Source organism: Rummeliibacillus sp. G93, assembly GCF_023515935.1.
Lineage (GTDB): Bacteria > Bacillota > Bacilli > Bacillales_A > Planococcaceae > Rummeliibacillus > Rummeliibacillus stabekisii.
On the sequence record NZ_CP097314.1, the window covers coordinates 1,372,059 to 1,390,204 of the forward strand.

An 18,146-nucleotide genomic window follows, 5' to 3' on the forward strand; every position below is an offset into this window, starting at 1 on the left:
GACGACACAATAATCTCATACTCATTATAAATGATTGAATTTTGCCTGTAAACTGCAAGATGTAAAGACTTTGTGACAATGAAGTGTAAATTCCATTAACATTATGAAAAATTATATATTTATTTGATAAGTACAGTATTCACAGTTTTGCATCATACTTTCTACTTGCACAAAATCGCTTACATTAAACAATGCATCAAATTGGCCTTTCAAATAAGATTCATGTAATGCACAAACAAGTCTTGCATTATGCTTGATTTCAGTGTGGAAAGGACAGTTATAAATAGCAAAAGACAGGGTTTTCCCTGCAGGGGTTTCTTTGATCATTGGGATATATCCAATTAATGCAGCTGTATCAGTTAAAATTTCCAGCTTTTCTTCAAAAGTTAAGTGGGTTATTTCTTTTCGCTGTTTTAGAATGGTTGCTTCAATCTCATTTCGTCCTTTTTTATAACAAATCTTTTGGCCAACAATATAAGCTTCCTCGCCGAATTCTCCTAAAATGTCGATTGCCCAATCTAGTAACTCTTCATTATTTCGCTTTGGGAAAGATAACGAAATACCATCTTCTAAAGCTTTATAACGCCGTCCTGGACGTCCGCCCTTTCCTGTTTTTTCATACTCTGCGCTAATGACATCTATCTCTGTTAGTTTCGTTAAATGGAGTCGCGCAACATTTGGATGAATATGAAAATGGTCGGCAATCTCTTGCACGGAGAAAGGCTTCTTCTCTTGCAACATATATTGATAAATTGAAAAACGAGTTTCATCTGATAAAGTGCTAGTCACTTTCAGTGGATTATGATTAATCAAAAACAGCCACCTCCTATAAGAATACTACCATTATAAAGCAATTATGGAATAGTGACAGTAGATTTCACGAGATTTATTAAAACACTTATGGAGATACTTGTTCTATACAACGAGTTATATATTTCATACTGATAGAAAGAGAGAATTATATCGAAAAATTCAGAAATATAGCTTTCCAAATCTAATAGATTACTTGTATAATAGTGATAACAGGTAAAGAGCGGTCCTTGCTTGTTGGTTGAAGAGGAGGTAAAATGCTTTTTTCTGACACAGAAACTGTTGTTGAACAGAAGACAATGCAATTATTAAAAAAGGCGATGGAATTTAACGCTACAGATTTACATCTATTGCCTACAACTGATCGCTATGAAATTTATTTCCGCAAATACGGAAAACTTGTCCCTATAAGCGGGCTTCCCCTAGATATAGGAGATCGTTTGATTTCTTACTTAAAATTTTTATCCTCATTAGATATTAGTGAAAAACGTAAACCCCAAAGCGGCTCATTCGAGCATATTTTCAATGATCAAAATGTTTCTTTTCGTGTATCGACGCTTCCTTCCGTATTTATGAGAGAAAGCCTCGTCATACGTTTAATGCTTCAAAATCGAACAGTGCCAATTACTGAATTAAGCATGTTCTGTGAATCGGCCAAAGACTTAATACGACTGGTAGAACAGCCACAAGGTATCTTGCTGATGACTGGACCAACTGGAAGCGGAAAATCGACAACACTCTATTCTTTAATCAATCATCTTTCTAATATGCATCAAAAACATATTATTTCACTTGAAGATCCCGTTGAAAACAACCAGTCCCATCTTTTGCAGATACAGGTGAATGAACGAGCAGGGGTCACATATTCTGTAGGCTTAAAAGCTATTTTACGCCATTCTCCAGATGTCATTATGATTGGCGAAATCCGGGATCGTGAAACAGCGCACATAGCCATTGAAGCTGTTTTGACAGGCCATTTAGTCGTGTCGACCATTCATAGTAAGGATACCATTGGCTGTTTATACCGTTTATTGGATTTAGGGATTTCATTGGAAGAATTAAAACAGACAGTCATCGGTATTGTAGCTCAGAGACTTGTTCCCTTGCAGGAGTCCAAAAAGTTAACAGCTATTTTTGAGATTTTATCTGACCAATACCTAGACCAATCCTTTAAAGCGATTGAAAATAAAATTAGTTACGAGCTTCCTTTTGAAAAAACGCTAGAAGGACAGATTGAAAAGGGGGTTCAATTTGGTGCAATCGCCTCCCAACATTCTACAAAGAAAATGGATTAATTTTTTTTTGCTAAAGCGAAAAATCCATTTAAGGGATTCAGCGCAATTACTAAAAAAGATGAGCGTTTTGTTAGAAGAGGGTTTTACATTTTCAGATTCGCTTTTTATGCTGCTACCTCATCATCTAAAAAAGGATACAGGCGGTGAGGTTAAGATAAGAGCACAGCTACGAAATGGCTCATCTATGACTGACGTACTTTGTCTTTTAGGCTATCCTAAAATTTATTTAATGACCATTCTAGTTTCAGAAGAACACGGTAAAACTATCCAAGCTTTAAAAACAGTGGCAAATCAGCTAGAAAAAAAGGAGCAAAATAGAGAACGGCTACAGAAATTGCTTGTCTATCCTGCTGTGCTGTTTGTTTTTTTAATCCTGCTCTTTTTCGCATTTCGAACTTATTTTCTGCCTAACATGTCTTTTATGATGGCAAACCAATCTTCCGAAACAAGTTTCGATTTAACATTATCCAAGCTGTTTTTACACTTGCCAGATTTCTTTATAGTATTAGGTATTTCATTTATATCAATGTTGATCCTTTTCCTCATTTGGTTGAAAAAGAAAAGGGTAACAAGTCAAATTCTTTTTTTATTAAAAATTCCTTATATTAACAAACACTTTAAATTACAGATTACGCGGCAGATCTCTTATGAATTAGGCGGTCTCATTCAAAGTGGAATGTCAATGCAAGAAGCCTTAGAGTTATTGAAAACCCAAACATTACAGCCTTATTTAGCCAAGGTAGCGGAGATTCTTCAAAAAAGGATAGTTTATGGTGAGTCATTGTCAACTGCGATTCAACAAGAACCATACTTTTATAAAGGTTTTTATGCGCATGTGCTTCATGGTGAACAAGGTGGCAACTTAGGGAGAGAGCTGCAAATCTATAGTGAGTTTTTAATTGAACGGACAGAAAATACTATTCAGCGAAGCTTAGCATTCGTCCAACCACTTTTGTTTGTTGTAATTGCACTTTGCATTTTAGGCGCGTATCTTGCGATTTTATTGCCGATGTATAAAATGATGGATTTAGTCTAGAAAGGAAGAAAGGTATGCGGAAAGAGCATTTTCAGAAAGGTTTTACGCTTATAGAAATGTTAATTGTGCTGTTTATCATCTCGATACTCATATTGATTGCTATTCCTAATGTAACAAAACATTTCGCAACAGTTGATAAAAAAGGCTGCGATGCGTATGTCAAAATGGTGCAAGGCCAAGTAGAAGCCTATCGAATCGACCATGGCAATTATCCAAGTTCCACAACTGAATTAGAAACAAATGAATATTTAAAACAAACGGATTCTAAAGCTTGTGAAAGCAAGAAGTTAACGATCACGGATGGTAAAGTTGAAATTTCTAAATAGACCTGTAAATAGTCAAGGGGGCTTTACTTTCATCGAAATGTTGTTGGTCTTGGCCATTACGATGCTCATTTCATTGATTGGTATTACTTTGGGCAAAAGTCACTTGGATCGACAATTAGAGGACCGTTTCATTAAACAATTGAAAGCAGATATTGAGCTAACTCAAGCCTTGTCTTTCCGTTATCAAGATTATGCTACTCTCACTATTGTGCAAGGGCTCAATGAAGTAAGAATCAAGGTGCCAGCTCATGGCAATAAGGATTATCTAGTAAGGAAATATCCAACGAACATTCAATTACTTCCATACAGTACTATTCAATCAGTTACTTATACAAAAGAGTTAACAGTACAAAAATCAGGTACTATGTACTTTTCTATTAATAATAGGATCGTCAAATTAACTGTTTATTTAGGTGAAGGAAGGGTGCAAATTGAACAATGAAAACGGTCATTCATTGCCGGAATCATTATTAACTCTTGTAATAGTCTTTATAATTTTTGGTACATTATTGCCTTTTTACTATCAATTAGAGACATCGCTCTATAAAAAGAAATTGAGCCTGCATGCGGCAGAAGCAGCATTGTATGCAGCTGGAAATATTGTTCGATTTCAAAAGTACCAAGGAAATGTAGAAATTGATGATGTTATTTACCATTGGAAAGGGGATGAAAACTCCATTTGTATTCGTTATTCGGGCATAAAAGAAGAACAGCTATGTGTAGAGACAAATACTTAAATAATAATCAAAGGGGATTTACCATTCTGGATACCATGCTACAGCTTATAATATTAATGATGTTTGCTCAATTTTTTCTACTCTTTTTTGTATGGTATGGGCATAAAAAGAGTGGCATATTAAGTGATAATGAATTGCAATATGAAATGTTGGTCTATCAACTTTCAAAAGAACTTATACATGCTAAAGAGTTCTCTTTAAGCGAAAAATATACAGCTCTTTATTCGTCGAATCGAGGAATTATTGGCATAAAGTCTGTTGGTTCGGATATTCGAAGAGTGGGGGGATATCAACCTTTGTTATTTGGACTTCAATATGCGGAATTTGAATATGCTGATTCTATCTTTGAAACGACTATTACGTTTAAAAGCGGAAGTGAGAGGAGAAGAAAATTTATTGTCCCGAATCAGGAATGAACAAGGTTTCTTGCTGCTAACAGCTATGATTTTTTTATTCTTCATCACTAACATGATGTTAGCTGTAGCGGCATCATATGAATCGCATTATCGCTCGTATGATGAATTAAAAATTGCCTATTTAAATCAAACAAAGTCTATCCTGCTCTCGTTTGAAAGGGAATAAGAATCATGACATAAAATAATTGACTCTATACCATTCTTTTTAACAATTTCCTTTTAAGTTTAAAAATCACCATTTCTCTTTCATAACTATTTTTTTCAGCATTCATTGGAAACAAAGATATGCTTCTGAGCGTATCATCACCCATTTTGTTCTTTTATGTAATGTTGTCAAAAAATAAAGGTGATTGGAATCGACAAGTGTTCATGCTACTATAATTAAAAGTGAACTTTTGGTATAGGGCATTCGCTAGTCGAAGAAGGTGAAAAAATGAAAAAAGTATATCTTGTCGGATTTATGGGTAGCGGGAAAAGTGCGATTGGCAGAAGACTTAGTTATTTTCTACGAATGCCTTACTATGATATGGACAAGGAGATTATTAGGCGAGAAGGGCTAACTATTCCGGAAATATTTGAACAAAAGGGTGAAGTCTATTTTCGCCAAAAAGAAACGCAATTCCTGAAAGAATTTCGTGATGAATTTTGTATAATTGCAACAGGTGGCGGAGTTTCTATCAGTGAGGAAAATCGAAAAATTATGCGGCAAACAGGATTGGTTTTATTTTTGGACGCAGCTTTTTCTGATATCTGGAAAAGAGTACATCGAGATAAAAATAGGCCCATCGTTCAAAAGTCGACAAAAGAAGAATTAGAAGAGCTTTATTTAAAAAGGCGAAAATATTACCTAAATGCTGCACATATAACGGTACGAACTGAAGGTAGGTCTTTAAGACAGATTGTGGACTATGCCGCGTTCCAAATTAACCGATTAAAAGGCGATCACATTGGTGTGGAGAAAGCGTGGAGTTCTCCTCAAACAATCTTTAGAAAATGATTGCCAGAATTGATTATTCAATGGTAGGATATATTCAAGCAATTGTGTTATACAACATTGGAAGAGTACCAATATAAAAAGCGGATGATTGTGCGGGGAGAGAACATGTTTTTAGTGTCGCCGAAGGAGCAAGTAGGTATCTATGAATCTCTCAGGCAAAAAGACTCGTACGGGACGCAACTCTGGAGAGAGCTAATTTTAGCCACCAAAGAGGCCAGCCTTTATGGTTAAACTTTCAGGTGAACAGGACAGAGAAACCTTTATAGGGGTTTCTCTGTCTTTTTTATGGATAAGGGGGATGACATTGGAAACGACTTTAAAACACACGCCATTATTTGAATCTTATGCAAAGTATGGTGGTAAAACAATTGATTTTGGTGGATGGAACTTGCCGGTGCAGTTTTCTTCTATAAAGGAAGAACATGAAGCAGTTCGAACAAAAGCAGGGCTTTTTGATGTGTCGCATATGGGCGAAATTTTCGTTGAAGGTTCAGAAAGTTTAGCGTATTTACAAAAGCTTATGACAAACGATGTTTCAAAAATTGCAATAGATGGTACGCAATATACGACGATGTGCTATGAAAATGGTGGAGTAGTAGATGATTTATTGATTTATAGATTGGCAGAAAACAATTATTTACTTGTTGTCAATGCAGCAAATATCGAAAAAGACTACGAATGGCTTTTGAAGCATGAGTCTGGAGATGTAAAAATTACTAATCAATCAGACGAAATTGGCCAACTGGCACTTCAAGGACCACTTGCAGAAGAAGTATTGCAACAATTAACAGATGTTGATTTGTCGACTATCAAACCATTCCACCTCAAACAACATGTGGAAGTAGCTGGATTTGATACATTAGTCTCTCGCACAGGTTACACAGGGGAAGATGGATTTGAGATTTATGGAGCAAATGACGCGATTGTAGAATTATGGGATAAGATTTTAGAAGCTGGGAAAGAAAAAGGCGTTTTGCCATGTGGATTAGGTTCACGTGACACATTGCGTTTTGAAGCTTGCCTACCGCTATATGGTCAAGAGTTGTCTAATACGATTTCTCCGCTTGAAACAGGTATTAACTTCGTTGTGAAAATCAATAAAGATAGCGATTTTATAGGGAAATCTGTTTTAGCTGATCAAAAAGCTAATGGTGTTCCTAGAAAATTAGTTGGCATTGAAATGATCGACAAAGGCATTCCGCGTCACGGATATAAAGTGTTTGTCGGGGATTTAGAAGTTGGCGAAGTTACTACTGGTACACAACAGCCTTTGACGAAAAGAAATATTGGGCTAGCGCTTATTAAAAGTGAATACGCTGAATTGGACCAAGAGGTGGAAGTTGAAATTCGCAATAAACGCGTAAAAGCGAAGACAGTTGCAACTCCATTTTATAAAAGATTAAAAAAATAACGAAAAGAGGCTTATGAGATATGTTACATCGGTATCTACCTATGACAGAGCAAGATCAACGAGAAATGCTTGATACGATTGGTGTTTCAACAGTTGACGAGCTGTTTGCAGACATTCCAGAAAAAGTCCGTTTTAAAGGTGAATACAATATTAAACCTGCTAAAGCTGAAACGGCACTATTGAAAGAATTAGCTGGCCTTGCAAGACAAAATGCGAATCATGATGAATATGCAACCTTCCTAGGTGCAGGCGTCTATGACCATTATAAGCCAGTTATTGTTGACCATGTTATTTCCCGTTCAGAGTTTTACACAGCCTATACACCATACCAACCTGAAATTTCACAAGGGGAATTGCAAGCTATCTTCGAGTTCCAAACAATGATAGCAGAATTAACAGGTATGGATTTGGCTAACTCGTCTATGTATGATGGTGGAACAGCAATGGCAGAAGCAGGTATGCTTGCATGTGCGCATACACGCCGTAAAAAACTATTAATCTCTGAAGCCGTTCACCCTATTACAATAGATGTAGTAAAAACATATGCATACGGTCAGTCTATTGAAGTGGTGACTGTACCGCTTAAAGACGGTAAAACAGATATGGATGCATTGAACAACTTAGTAGATGGAGATACAGCAGCCATCATGGTGCAATATCCAAACTTCTTTGGCCAAATCGAGGATCTAGCGACGATGTCAGAGGCAATCCATGCAGTTAAAGGACTTTCTGTTGTAAGTAGTAATCCATTAGCGCTAGGCATATTGACGCCTCCAGGAAAACTGGGTGCAGACGTTGTAGTTGGTGATGCACAACCGTTTGGTATACCGGAAAGTTTTGGAGGACCACACTGTGGCTACTTTGCAACAACAACAAAGCTGATGCGTAAAGTACCGGGAAGACTAGTAGGAGAAACAATCGATGAAGATGGTATCCGTGGTTACGTTCTAACTCTACAAGCGCGTGAACAACATATTCGTCGCGAAAAGGCAACTTCAAATATCTGTTCTAACCAAGCGTTGAATGCGTTAGCAGCTTCTGTTGCCATGACTGCTCTAGGAAAAAAAGGTGTTCAAGAAATGGCGAAGCACAATATATTGAAGACACATTATGCTAAAGAAGCATTTGAAAAAGCAGGTTTTGAAGTACCTTTCAAAGGGCCGCATTTCAATGAAATCGTTGTTAAAGTGGAAGGATCTGTCGAGGAATTAAACGATCACCTGTTTACAAAGGGAATGATCGGTGGCTTTGACCTTGGCAAGGTTTCAGAAGCACTTGCTAACCATGTATTAATCGCAGTCACTGAACAACGGACAAAAGAAGAAATTGATACACTTGTCCAAGAAATGGGGGCATTACAACATGCATAAGGAAAACCAACCGCTTGTATTTGAATTGTCGAAAGAGGGTCGTGTAGGTTACAGCCTGCCTGAGTTGGATGTACCTGATATGGAACTTTCAAGTTTATTGCCAGAAAACTTGATTAGAAAAGAAGAAGCTGAGCTCCCTGAGCTATCGGAATTAGATATTATGCGTCATTATACTGCACTTTCACGCAGAAACCATGGTGTTGATTCTGGATTCTATCCACTTGGTTCATGTACGATGAAATATAATCCAAAAATCAATGAAACTGTTGCACGTTTCCCAGGCTTTGCACATATTCACCCACTGCAAGCCGAAAAAACAGTGCAGGGTGCTCTTGAACTTATGTATGATCTACAACAACATTTAGTTGAAATCACAGGCATGGATGAAGTGACATTACAGCCTGCAGCTGGTGCACACGGAGAATGGACAGCACTTATGATGATTCGCGCATTCCATGAAGCGAACGGGGAACATGAACGTACAAAAGTAATCGTTCCTGACTCGGCGCACGGTACGAATCCTGCTTCTGTATCTGTAGCTGGTTTTGATACAGTAACTGTTCGTTCTGACGAAAATGGTTTAGTCGATTTAGAACATTTGCGCGAAGTTGTAGGGAAAGATACGGCTGCTTTAATGTTGACTAATCCAAATACACTTGGTTTATTTGAAGAAGATATTCTAGAGATTGCTGAGATCATCCATGGTGTTGGCGGCAAGCTATACTATGATGGTGCGAATTTAAACGCCATTATGTCAAAAGTTCGACCAGGAGACATGGGATTTGACTGTGTTCACTTGAACCTGCATAAAACATTTACAGGACCTCATGGTGGCGGCGGACCTGGCTCTGGCCCGGTTGGCGTTAAGAAAGAATTAATGCCTTACTTGCCAAAACCTGTATTAATCAAAACAGAGGAAGGCTATACATTTGATTATAACCGTCCAAAATCAATCGGTCGTGTAAAACCATATTACGGTAACTTCGGTATCAACGTACGAGCTTATACCTATATTCGTACTATGGGCCCTGATGGCTTGAAAGCGGTGACTGAAAATGCAGTAATCAATGCCAATTACATGATGCGCAGATTAGAATCTTATTATGAATTGCCGTTCAATCGCCACTGCAAGCATGAATTTGTTCTAAGTGGCAGCCGTCAGAAAAAGTTGGGTGTCCGTACGTTGGATATTGCCAAAAGGCTGTTAGACTTTGGCTACCATCCACCAACAACATACTTCCCATTAAATGTGGAAGAAGCGTTAATGATTGAACCAACTGAAACAGAATCAAAAGAAACATTAGATGCATTCTGTGATGCCATGATTCAAATAGCGAAAGAAGCGGAAGAAACACCTGAAGTCGTTCAAGAAGCTCCGCATACTACTGTTATTAGCCGTCTAGACGAAACACGTGCGGCCCGTCACCCAGTATTGAAATATGTGAAAAAGACAGATTTAGTAGAAGTATAATAAGAAAGTGCATTGTGAGATTTTTATTAAGGCCTAATCTTATATAGATAGACTAATTAAAGGGTTCTACATATTAGAAATAACTAATATGTAGAGCCCTTTCTACTTTTAACTTCGTCAGCTGAATTAACATAAAGCACTTATTCAATGATCGCGGTATTTGTTGAATTTTGATTAGCTTGTTGATTTAATTAAATATGGAGCTTTTACCAATCTGGTCCATCTCATGATCACTCACTTTAAGATTAACTGGATTGTAAAGTGTTTTCAATAGAGGATTTAAATGGAAACAAAAAAGATAGCGATAGTTTCAATTTTAATCCTTTTAAGTGGTTCCTTGTTTATATGTATTGTTTGGTAAAGAATATTTATATGCGAAGTCATTTACTTCTAAGCATTATGAATATCCACTTCCGGATAAAATTAAGGTAATTAAGAAAGATTTTGCTTATGGTGTGTTATTTGGAGGCGAACCTTCTGGAAGTGGAGGGTATTCAACAGTTGCGTCATATATTGTACTTGAAAGTGAGTTAAGTGAAAAAGATCTATATAATTATTACAATAAAGACAATGTAATTCCAATACCTGGCGAGATACAGAGAAAATTGGCTTTGAAATATACTTTGCAGTTCACTATAATAAACAAAATAAAAAAGATAAGGTATGGTTTGAAGGGGATACAAAGCCTAAAAAATAACTCTCAAAGAAATGAAGGCCAACCAATTAAAGCAATTGTCCAAATCAGAACAGAATTCAGTTATCCATTTTTCATAGACTTTTATTAAGAAGGCTATAAAAATTAATCCTTAGCTCTTATTCTAGTTTAATAATGGACTTAACTCATTATATTTTTCGTTATTTTAGGGTTATCAGGGATCTTTGCTCTCAATGCTTTTCTTACTGCATAAAAAGAGCGTATAAAGAAGGTTCTCTTCTTTATACGCTCTTATTGGAATCGGTGTGAGCAATATCCAACTTCGTTCCCAATGAATGAGTCAGATACAACCCCTTCTTACTAGCATAATAGCTAGTAAGAAGGCACTCAAACTAGAATAAAATACCATATGCAACTTGTATAATTGTTGGTTATTTAACTTTAATTTTGCCGTTCCATTTTTTATAACCGCCTTCTAATTGATAGAGTTGGTCATAGCCCTTTTTCTTTAAAAATAATGCGGCTCTTGAACTGCGAGTACCACTTTGACAATAAAGATAAACAGGCTGGTCGGTTCTTAATTCGCGATAACGATTGCGTAGTTGCGTAGATGGCAGGTTACGTGCGCCTAAAATATGACCGCCCTCGAACTCTTTCAATTCGCGAACATCAATTAATTGCGCTTTGCGATAACCTTTTTTGAATTCTTCTTCATTTAAAGAAGTGACTGCTTTTTTTAAGCGAAGTGCATTGATTAGTGTATAAATAACAATTACACCTACAATAATTAGTATAGTATATAACCAGCTCACAAAATCTTACCCCTTTCTATCTATCATACATATTATAAAAGAAGAACTAGCGATAGTCCAATGGGTTTGTTAAAATAAATAGTTGTGAAGAAGGGATGGTATACATGAAAACGAAGTGGTATTTTATTAATTCAGGACCTTGCAGTCCTGCTTATAACATGGCGATGGATGAAGCGCTTCTGCATTGGCATAGTGAAGGGTTGATTCCTCCGGTCATCCGTTTTTATGAGTGGAACCCTGCGACACTTTCTATTGGGTATTTTCAACGTGCAAAGCAGGATATCGATTTTGAGCAAATACATAAACTAGACTTAGGCTTTGTCAGACGCCCCACAGGGGGACGAGCTGTCTTGCATGAACATGAACTCACTTATAGTGTAATCGTGACAGAGGATTACCCAGAGATGCCAAAGACGGTAACAGAAGCCTATCGTGTTATTAGTGAAGGGTTATTGAAAGGGTTCCAAAACCTTGGGTTGGAAGCTTATTTTTCAATTCCTGATACAGAAGAGAAGCGTGACTTACTGAAAAAGCCAAAAAGTGCAGTTTGTTTTGATGCACCAAGCTGGTATGAGCTTGTAGTAGAAGGCAAAAAAGTTGCTGGCAGTGCGCAAACAAGACAAGAAGGTGTAATATTGCAGCATGGCGCCATCTTAATTGATATGGATGAAGAGAAGTTAATTTCACTCTTCAACTTTTCTTCAGACAGAGACAGAGAACGCATGCAAAAGCATTTGCCTCAAAAAGCAGTGGCAATCAATCAATTGGCAAACCGTACAGTTGATGTGGAAGATTGCATTGAAGCTTTCTATAAAGGTTTTCAAGAGGCGCTTGATATTGAGTTGGTCCCTTATGAATTGACAGAGGAACAGCAATCCTTTGTCGAAAATCTGGCGAAAACACGTTATGAATCGGATGAATGGAATTTTAGAAAATAATAAAAAGAAAGCAATGCTAGAGGTGAAAAGATGAATAACAAACTCGCCGGCTTGATGTTCCCGGCCTTTACAATCCTTACGTTATCAGTATTGTCGTTTTTAGGATTGTTCGGTGAAGGAGATGTCAATAAATCGTTCTTTATCTTTGGATTATATTTAATCTTCCCATTTGCTTTCCTAATTCAAGGAATAGCGTGTGCTATCAACCACATTAATCCTTTAATAGCATTGCTTATTTCGTACATTTCTTTTGGGATTATCATGCTATCTTTTTTTCATTACTTCGCATGGGGCCTTTCACTGTATTATTTGATAGCATGGTTAATCGGTTACTTCGGTATTTGGATGGTTCGAAAAAGAAAAGAAACAAAAAATGCAAAGGCTCAATAGTAGCCTTTGCATTTTTTATTTATTAGACAGCTTTAACAGCTGCTGGTATATTTGCAGGATCTTTCTCAATGTCTAATAGTTTGTTAAAAGAAGCAATCGCTACTTCTACTTGATCATCATGAGGTTCTTTTGTTGTCAACAATTGCAGCCAAAGGCCAGGATAGCCTAGGAAGCGTAGGATAGGAATGTCCCTACAGGCATTGGTTGCTTGCAGTACCTCAAAAGCAACACCTAGAACAACTGGGATTAATAGGATACGGTCTAGGATGCGAAGCCAAAATGGATCTGTTGGAACTAAAAAATAGATTAACATTCCAACAAGTACAGTAAACAACATAAAGCTACTACCACATCGATAATGAAGCCGAGACTGTGCTTGTACATTTTCTACAGTAAGCGGCAGGCCGTTTTCAAAACAATTGATTACCTTGTGCTCCGAGCCATGATATTGAAACACACGCTTAACCATAGGTGTCAGTGAGACTAGGTAGATATAGCTGACTAATAGTACTAGTTTAAATCCACTTTCCAATAAAATTTGAGCTGTTTTTCCTGGCAGCCAAGAATGGAATAATTGGGCCAAAAAGACAGGGATTAGCGTAAAAATAAATTTGCCAAAAATAAATGATAGGATACCGATTGCAGCTACACCAAGCCACATCTCGAGTTTTGATTTTGATTCTTTCTCTTCTTCTATTTCTTCACCTGGATTGACATTAAAGCGTTCACTGGAGAACTGTAAATGCTCTGATCCATTTGCAGCCGACTCAATTAAGGCGATAATACCTCTTAATAAGGGAATTTTTTTAAGTTTTTGAAGTGTAGGATTGTATTTTCGCTCGACATAATAATAGTCGATAGACCCATCATTGCGGCGAATAGCTGATACGGTATGCTTTTTGCTGCCCATCATGACACCTTCCACTAAGGCTTGTCCACCGTATACAGGGAGATTTTGTTGACCTTTCACATACGACACCGCGCTTTCTCACAAGATAAAAACTGTTTTTATTGTACTAAAAAAATCAACATTGCACTAGAGAAAGCATATTATATTTATTTTTTGTCTATCCTCAGGGGGAAGGAGGGTTTTTAGATGAGAATTAACGTTTACCTGTGGACTGTTTTATTCAGTTCGCTTACATTTATACTTAGTTTAAAGATATTAGATTGGTTTTCCTTTATGAAACTTTCGCCGATAGGTTGGGCAAAAAAGTGGCATATTTTTAGCGATTCACATGGTCTTGTCAAATGGTTTATTCTCTGGATATTTGTTGTAATTATTGCGGCTGTATTATTTGCGATTGCTGAATTATTGAAAAAAGTACGCATGGATATTGTAGCTATTTTCCTTGCGATTGTGATTGTATGGCTCATTGAATGGTCTGTTCAACATACCTTCTACATTCGTCACTTTTCAATTCCGCTTGCTGTTGTTATTGGACTTCATTTGCTCTGGATATTTGAAACAGCCACATATCATGCGAAAATGAGAAATTTAGAATCTCGAAATAAACTGCCCCAATCTGTCTAGGATTATGCTAAAATAAGGCTATCAGTGCAGGAGGAGGGCTAACAATGAATTATTTATGCTTGAATGGTCCTAATCTTAATCGACTTGGCAAGAGAGAGCCAGCTGTTTATGGGCATACAACATTAAAAGACCTTGAGTCCCAATTAAAAGTCCTAGCAGCTGAGTTCAACTCTTCAATTGATTGCAAGCAATCAAACGTTGAAGGCCAGTTGATTGATTGGATTTATGAAGCTGAAGATACAGGTGTAGATGGCATTATCTTCAATCCTGGCGCTTACACCCACACGAGCATCGCACTAAGGGATGCAATTGCTGGTGTTTCGGTGCCTGTTATTGAGGTTCATATTTCAAATGTACATAAAAGAGAAGAATTCAGGCATCATTCTTACTTAGCGCCTGTATGTGTAGGGCAAATTACAGGGCTTGGCACATTTGGATATAGCGCAGCTCTTCGAATGTTTTTAGAGGGATAAAAGGGGGATTATAATGGAAAGAGTAGAGAGATTAGTGAAAGCGTTAAATTCGCAAAATTTAGATGGTTTGCTTATTACCAATAATTATAATTTACGTTATATGACAGGTTTTACAGGTACTTCTGGTGTGGCGGTAGTATCACAAAAAGAGGCAGTGTTTATCACTGACTTCCGTTACACAGAACAAGCATCTAAACAAATTACAGGCTATCGCATTGTTGAACACAAGGGGACAATCATTGAAGAAATTGCTGCAATCGTGAAAGAATTAGGCATTAAATCGCTTGGTTTTGAGAAAGATGTAGTTAGCTATAGAATGTATGAAGCGTATTCTAAGGTTATTCCAGCTGACTTAGTCGGCGTTACAGATTTGATCGAAAAAATTCGTCTCGTTAAGACAGAAGATGAATTAAAGACAATTAAAGCAGCTTGCCAAATTGCAGATGAAACGTTTGAACATATCATTCAATTTATCAAACCAGGCAAAACAGAGCTTGAGGTTTCAAATGAGCTTGAATTCTATATGCGTAAACTTGGTGCAACTTCTTCTTCATTTGATACCATTGTCGCTTCAGGAGTACGTTCTGCATTGCCACATGGCGTTGCAACTGATAAAATAATTGAAAAAGGTGATTTCGTCACTTTAGACTATGGCGCTTTATATAATGGTTATATTTCTGACATGACACGCACAGTCGCTGTGGGCGAACCTTCTGAACAGTTAAAGGAAATCTACCAAATTGTTTTGGAAGCAGAGCTTCTCGGACTTGAAAAATTCAAACCAGGTATGACAGGTAAGGAAGCGGATGCAATATGCCGCGATTATATTAAGGAACATGGCTATGGTGATGCTTTTGGCCATTCTACAGGTCATGGAATTGGTTTAGAGGTACATGAGGGTCCTGGATTATCGTTTAGATCCAATATCACATTAGAGCCTGGCATGGTTGTCACATGTGAACCGGGTATCTATTTGCCAGGAGTTGGTGGCGTGCGTATAGAAGATGATACGCTAATTACTGAAACTGGCAATGAAAAATTGACACATGCACCAAAAGAATTAATCATCTTATAATTTATTATTGGAGGATATACAGAAATGATTTCAGTAAATGATTTTAAAACAGGGTTAACGATCTTAGTAGACGGGAACCTATTCCGTGTTATCGAATTCCAACACGTAAAACCAGGTAAGGGTGCAGCTTTTGTACGTTCCAAATTACGTAACTTACGTAATGGCAACGTAGCAGAAAAAACATTCCGTGCAGGCGAAAAAGTGGAAAAAGCACAAATCGATACACGCAAAATGCAATATCTATATGCATCAGGCGACGCTTATGCATTCATGGATATGGAATCATATGAGCAAATCGAATTGACTGCAAGCCAATTAGAAGAAGAATTAAAATACCTTCTAGAAAACATGGAAGTTCATATTATGATGTATGAAGGTGAAGTGCTAGGCGTTGAACTACCTAACACAGTTGAACTAGAAGTATCTGCAACGGATCCTGGAATTAAAGGTGATACTGCAACAGGCGGATCAAAACCAGCAACAATGGAAACAGGCCTAGTTGTAAACGTACCATTCTTTGTAAACGAAGGTGACAAACTAATCATCAATACAACTGATGGTTCTTATGTTTCTCGTGCTTAATCTATAAATTAAAGCTATGCATAACTGCATGGCTTTTTTTGTGAGAATTTTACTATTCCTTTTCAACTTATTCAACTTGTTGAGCAAGTTAAAACAGGATATATTCGTGTTGCTTCAGCAACTTAACTGGTACTTTAAATTTTGTAATTCATATACAGATCCTATTTATAACAGTGAATATGGCTTTGGCAGAGGTATCCCTTCAAAGGATGCTACGCTAGCTATTTAAAAAAGGAGATGGGGAAAATTTAAGTTTGAAAAGAACCACTTAAATGGTTAGCGATAGGAACTGAACCAAATAAGGAAAAAAGCAATGATATGAAGTGTTTTGTGCAATAGAAGATGTAAATGACTGAATTGATTTCGAAAAAGAATAATAAAAAGACCACATAAGTGGTCTTTAAATATGCAAAACTTTAATGATACACTTCATAGAAAAAAGTGCAGACGATTAGAACGATAGCTACTAATACTACAATTTTCATTCGATCATTCCAAATTGGTAGACCATTTCTTTTGTTTTCAATCATCTCTTTAATAAACGATACCAAGAAAATTATCGAGAAAATTAAACCGATTAACAATACAGATAAAAAGAATAGAAGAAAAAGTGTAAAAACAAGCAAAGTCAACCCTCATTTTTAGATGTAATTATACACTGTGTTCTTACTTAAATATTATTAATTCCGTATCAATATAACATACTACCTAGCATATTGCTGGTATTTTCTGATGATTATAAAGTCTTTATGTACTAGAAGAAATAAGCCCCCTATCTTAACCACTATTCTAATTCAATGTATGCGAAGTGGTTCAGCTGCTAATTACCTATGCTGTTAAAACTTTCTACAGTAATTGCTGAAACACAAACTGCCAATAAAGCCTCTATAAACTCTTACGAAGAAATGGAATGAAATTTGAAAGAACGGTTACGAGTTTCGAAGAAGGAAGTTTTTATTTTTACTCGTTTAATATCAATCAATATATTAACAATTTAATTACTAAAAGAAAGTCTATGATTATCAAAAATTTATTTAATTTAAAAGTTCTCGACTGTCAAGAAATTCAAACATATATAATAAAAATTTCAATACAAATCCTTCGTGCACTTATCTTAAGTGCTTTTTTTGTGAGATCTATCAAGATTTCTTCATAATTTCCCTGCATAAATTCTTTTCCCTCTCATAAATTGTAAAGAGAGGAGGGGCGACTTCGGAACTTCAAGATTTGCTTAGAATAGCTGGTATTGGACTGGTCCTGGGACTTTTACACATCTTCTTTGAACAAACAGGTAAAAAAGAATTTTCTTTCTTTCTTAATTTTATTGCCTATTTATATATCACAATCGAGTTGCTTCGATTTTTGCGTCTCTTTTTTGATGAGATTATTACCTTCTTCCAATGGCTGATGACGTCATAATGGAATTCTTATTCTATGTTTTAATGACGTTCCTCTTCCTTATTGGTATACGAATAGTAATACCGACAATGCATCAATTCTTTGCAGTTGTCTTATTTTTTATTCTATTAAGTTTTTTGATGATGCGAGTTGTATTACCTTTTTGGCAAAAATTAAAGACCTTTTTTTTATTTGATTTGCCATATATGCCGCTTATATTAGGTAGTTCCTTGCTTTACCTTTGTTCACTTATTGTATCGCACATATTAGATGAAAACGATTATGAAAGCATTGCCTTTATAAGTCATCTTGCTATAAAAATCTGGATTGTCACGCTTTGGCTCGATGAATTAGCATCATTTTTAAAACAATGGGAAAAGTTAGTAGCACCGTAGGGGGTGTAATAATCGAACAAGTGGC

General features: G+C 36.6%; 24 protein-coding genes and 1 riboswitch. Of the genes, 20 read left to right on the forward strand and 4 right to left on the reverse strand.

What is annotated here, in order from left to right; translation table 11 throughout:
• Positions 1 to 111 precede the first annotated feature (111 nt).
• A complete protein-coding gene (locus M2M59_RS06870) occupies positions 112 to 813 on the reverse strand; it encodes a helix-turn-helix transcriptional regulator (RefSeq protein WP_221297931.1) in 702 nt (233 codons plus the stop codon).
• Positions 814 to 1,067: 254 nt separating this feature from the next.
• Here M2M59_RS06870 and comGA point away from each other — a divergent pair, with 254 nt between their 5' ends.
• From comGA to M2M59_RS06930, 12 genes are all read left to right on the forward strand, one after another.
• Entirely contained in the window at positions 1,068 to 2,105 is a 1,038-nt protein-coding gene (gene comGA / locus M2M59_RS06875) for a competence type IV pilus ATPase ComGA (protein WP_249775839.1), read from the forward strand.
• Positions 2,106 to 2,112: 7 nt separating this feature from the next.
• Positions 2,113 to 3,141, forward strand: coding sequence for a competence type IV pilus assembly protein ComGB (comGB, locus tag M2M59_RS06880; protein WP_147193647.1), 1,029 nt, complete (start codon positions 2,113 to 2,115; stop codon positions 3,139 to 3,141).
• A gap of 14 nt (positions 3,142 to 3,155) precedes the next feature.
• Complete coding sequence (comGC, locus tag M2M59_RS06885) at positions 3,156 to 3,467, forward strand: competence type IV pilus major pilin ComGC (RefSeq protein ID WP_147193645.1); 312 nt, start codon at positions 3,156 to 3,158, stop codon at positions 3,465 to 3,467.
• The gene (gene comGD / locus M2M59_RS06890) at positions 3,451 to 3,909 is read left to right on the forward strand and encodes a competence type IV pilus minor pilin ComGD (protein ID WP_249775840.1); all 459 of its coding nucleotides are present in this window, start codon (positions 3,451 to 3,453) and stop codon (positions 3,907 to 3,909) included. Before comGC ends, comGD begins: the two co-directional genes overlap by 17 nt.
• Positions 3,899 to 4,204 (forward strand): hypothetical protein, encoded by a 306-nt coding sequence (locus M2M59_RS06895; RefSeq protein WP_249775841.1) that lies wholly within the window; start codon positions 3,899 to 3,901, stop codon positions 4,202 to 4,204. The genes comGD and M2M59_RS06895 overlap by 11 nt, the downstream gene beginning before the upstream one ends.
• Entirely contained in the window at positions 4,183 to 4,620 is a 438-nt protein-coding gene (locus M2M59_RS06900; RefSeq protein WP_249775842.1) for a ComGF family competence protein, read from the forward strand. Before M2M59_RS06895 ends, M2M59_RS06900 begins: the two co-directional genes overlap by 22 nt.
• Positions 4,601 to 4,786: a hypothetical protein gene (locus M2M59_RS06905; protein WP_147193637.1), complete on the forward strand. Its 186-nt coding sequence runs from the start codon at positions 4,601 to 4,603 to the stop codon at positions 4,784 to 4,786. The genes M2M59_RS06900 and M2M59_RS06905 overlap by 20 nt, the downstream gene beginning before the upstream one ends.
• Positions 4,787 to 5,053: 267 nt before the next feature.
• Positions 5,054 to 5,617 carry a shikimate kinase gene (locus M2M59_RS06910; protein WP_147193635.1) on the forward strand — a complete coding sequence of 188 codons (564 nt, stop codon included), beginning with the start codon at positions 5,054 to 5,056 and terminating at the stop codon, positions 5,615 to 5,617.
• A gap of 84 nt (positions 5,618 to 5,701) precedes the next feature.
• Positions 5,702 to 5,794: riboswitch (glycine riboswitch) on the forward strand.
• Between the two features lie 121 nt (positions 5,795 to 5,915).
• Entirely contained in the window at positions 5,916 to 7,028 is a 1,113-nt protein-coding gene (gene gcvT / locus M2M59_RS06915) for a glycine cleavage system aminomethyltransferase GcvT (RefSeq protein WP_147193633.1), read from the forward strand.
• Between the two features lie 20 nt (positions 7,029 to 7,048).
• Positions 7,049 to 8,398 carry an aminomethyl-transferring glycine dehydrogenase subunit GcvPA gene (gcvPA, locus tag M2M59_RS06920; protein WP_147193631.1) on the forward strand — a complete coding sequence of 450 codons (1,350 nt, stop codon included), beginning with the start codon at positions 7,049 to 7,051 and terminating at the stop codon, positions 8,396 to 8,398.
• On the forward strand, positions 8,391 to 9,869 hold the full coding sequence (gene gcvPB, locus M2M59_RS06925; protein ID WP_147193629.1) for an aminomethyl-transferring glycine dehydrogenase subunit GcvPB: 1,479 nt from the start codon (positions 8,391 to 8,393) through the stop codon (positions 9,867 to 9,869). The genes gcvPA and gcvPB overlap by 8 nt, the downstream gene beginning before the upstream one ends.
• Positions 9,870 to 10,219: 350 nt before the next feature.
• Entirely contained in the window at positions 10,220 to 10,654 is a 435-nt protein-coding gene (locus M2M59_RS06930) for a hypothetical protein (protein WP_249775843.1), read from the forward strand.
• A gap of 301 nt (positions 10,655 to 10,955) precedes the next feature.
• Here the strand turns inward: M2M59_RS06930 and M2M59_RS06935 are convergent, their stop codons facing one another.
• Positions 10,956 to 11,336, reverse strand: a complete 381-nt coding sequence (locus tag M2M59_RS06935) for a rhodanese-like domain-containing protein (RefSeq protein ID WP_066786621.1) — start codon at positions 11,334 to 11,336, stop codon at positions 10,956 to 10,958.
• 104 nt (positions 11,337 to 11,440) lie between these two features.
• Between M2M59_RS06935 and M2M59_RS06940 the strand changes: the two genes are divergently transcribed.
• Together M2M59_RS06940 and M2M59_RS06945 are read left to right on the forward strand one after the other, a co-directional pair.
• Positions 11,441 to 12,274, forward strand: a complete 834-nt coding sequence (locus M2M59_RS06940) for a lipoate--protein ligase family protein (protein WP_147193625.1) — start codon at positions 11,441 to 11,443, stop codon at positions 12,272 to 12,274.
• Positions 12,275 to 12,304: 30 nt separating this feature from the next.
• Entirely contained in the window at positions 12,305 to 12,664 is a 360-nt protein-coding gene (locus M2M59_RS06945) for a hypothetical protein (protein ID WP_147193623.1), read from the forward strand.
• 22 nt (positions 12,665 to 12,686) lie between these two features.
• On the opposite strand, the gene M2M59_RS06950 is transcribed toward M2M59_RS06945, so the two are convergent.
• Positions 12,687 to 13,577, reverse strand: a complete 891-nt coding sequence (locus tag M2M59_RS06950) for a DUF1385 domain-containing protein (protein ID WP_249775983.1) — start codon at positions 13,575 to 13,577, stop codon at positions 12,687 to 12,689.
• Positions 13,578 to 13,760: 183 nt separating this feature from the next.
• On the opposite strand from M2M59_RS06950, the gene M2M59_RS06955 reads away from it, so the two are divergent.
• Genes M2M59_RS06955 through efp form a run of 4 tightly spaced genes read left to right on the forward strand, consistent with a single transcriptional unit; the run spans position 13,761 to position 16,328 of the window.
• Complete coding sequence (locus tag M2M59_RS06955; RefSeq protein ID WP_147193622.1) at positions 13,761 to 14,198, forward strand: hypothetical protein; 438 nt, start codon at positions 13,761 to 13,763, stop codon at positions 14,196 to 14,198.
• Between the two features lie 44 nt (positions 14,199 to 14,242).
• On the forward strand, positions 14,243 to 14,671 hold the full coding sequence (aroQ, locus tag M2M59_RS06960; protein WP_147193621.1) for a type II 3-dehydroquinate dehydratase: 429 nt from the start codon (positions 14,243 to 14,245) through the stop codon (positions 14,669 to 14,671).
• A gap of 13 nt (positions 14,672 to 14,684) precedes the next feature.
• On the forward strand, positions 14,685 to 15,746 hold the full coding sequence (locus M2M59_RS06965; RefSeq protein ID WP_249775844.1) for a M24 family metallopeptidase: 1,062 nt from the start codon (positions 14,685 to 14,687) through the stop codon (positions 15,744 to 15,746).
• A gap of 24 nt (positions 15,747 to 15,770) precedes the next feature.
• Positions 15,771 to 16,328 (forward strand): elongation factor P, encoded by a 558-nt coding sequence (gene efp / locus M2M59_RS06970; RefSeq protein WP_249775845.1) that lies wholly within the window; start codon positions 15,771 to 15,773, stop codon positions 16,326 to 16,328.
• Between the two features lie 416 nt (positions 16,329 to 16,744).
• On the opposite strand, the gene M2M59_RS06975 is transcribed toward efp, so the two are convergent.
• Positions 16,745 to 16,954, reverse strand: coding sequence for a hypothetical protein (locus M2M59_RS06975; protein WP_147193619.1), 210 nt, complete (start codon positions 16,952 to 16,954; stop codon positions 16,745 to 16,747).
• A gap of 562 nt (positions 16,955 to 17,516) precedes the next feature.
• Between M2M59_RS06975 and M2M59_RS06980 the strand changes: the two genes are divergently transcribed.
• Positions 17,517 to 17,747 (forward strand): SpoIIIAC/SpoIIIAD family protein, encoded by a 231-nt coding sequence (locus tag M2M59_RS06980; protein ID WP_066786641.1) that lies wholly within the window; start codon positions 17,517 to 17,519, stop codon positions 17,745 to 17,747.
• Positions 17,747 to 18,121, forward strand: coding sequence for a hypothetical protein (locus M2M59_RS06985; RefSeq protein WP_066786645.1), 375 nt, complete (start codon positions 17,747 to 17,749; stop codon positions 18,119 to 18,121). Before M2M59_RS06980 ends, M2M59_RS06985 begins: the two co-directional genes overlap by 1 nt.
• The last annotated feature ends 25 nt before the right edge of the window (positions 18,122 to 18,146 follow it).